This window comes from Lactobacillus nasalidis (assembly GCF_016587775.1).
Taxonomy (GTDB): domain Bacteria; phylum Bacillota; class Bacilli; order Lactobacillales; family Lactobacillaceae; genus Lactobacillus; species Lactobacillus nasalidis.
Genome location: NZ_BOCG01000028.1, coordinates 1 through 666, shown reverse-complemented (window position 1 = coordinate 666; position 666 = coordinate 1). Strand labels below are relative to the sequence as shown.

The following is a 666-nucleotide window of genomic DNA, read 5'->3' as shown; positions in this document are numbered from 1 at the left end:
AGCGTGAGATGTTCTATGGGCAGGAGCACAAATACAAAGACCTAAATGAGATTGAACAAGCTATTCACAAATATATCGATTACTACAACAACGTAAGAATCAAAACAGGACGAAAAAACATGACCCCGATTGAATATCGGAATCATGTTCTAACAACCTTAACGGCGTAATACTAATTTGTCCCAATTTTGGGGGTCACATCAAGTTCGCGAGCAACTTGGCTGTTTTTGTGTTTATTCGATTTTTAAGGATTGACAGTAGCGCTGCAGGTATTTAAGCAGCGCCTCCCGGCCCGAATTTTCCGCGACTTCCGGCAGGTAGCAGGCCGTGATCTGGGCCGTTGTGTTGGGCAGAACGGGGATGGCGGCCAGAGCCGGGTCCTTCGGGATAACCTTGCCCATCAAAAGGGAGACGCCCAGGCCCTTTTTGACGAAGGCAGTAATGTTTTCAATATAGTGGTCGGTGTAGATCACCTTGGGATTGAAGCCAGCGGCTTGACAAAGCGACAGGCAGAGCTGGTATGGGCGGGACTTGACCGGTTCCAGAATGAAATTGCGCTCCCGCAATTGCTCCAGCTTGACCGTCTTTTGCCCGGCCAGCGGATCCGCTGCCGGCAGCACCACCATCAGCCGGTCGCTTTGATAAGGCAGGTATTCAAAGTGCGGG

Annotated in this window: 2 protein-coding genes; one reads left to right on the top strand and one right to left on the bottom strand. The window is 50.5% G+C overall.

Annotated features, from left to right (window positions below):
- Positions 1-170, top strand: a 170-nt coding sequence (locus lacNas_RS00225) for an IS3 family transposase (RefSeq protein ID WP_201330064.1), incomplete at its 5' end; no start/stop codon positions are given.
- Between the two features lie 63 nt (positions 171-233).
- Here lacNas_RS00225 and lacNas_RS00220 read toward each other — a convergent pair.
- A partial coding sequence (locus tag lacNas_RS00220; RefSeq protein ID WP_244661393.1) for a LysR substrate-binding domain-containing protein occupies positions 234-666 on the bottom strand: 433 nt, incomplete at its 5' end.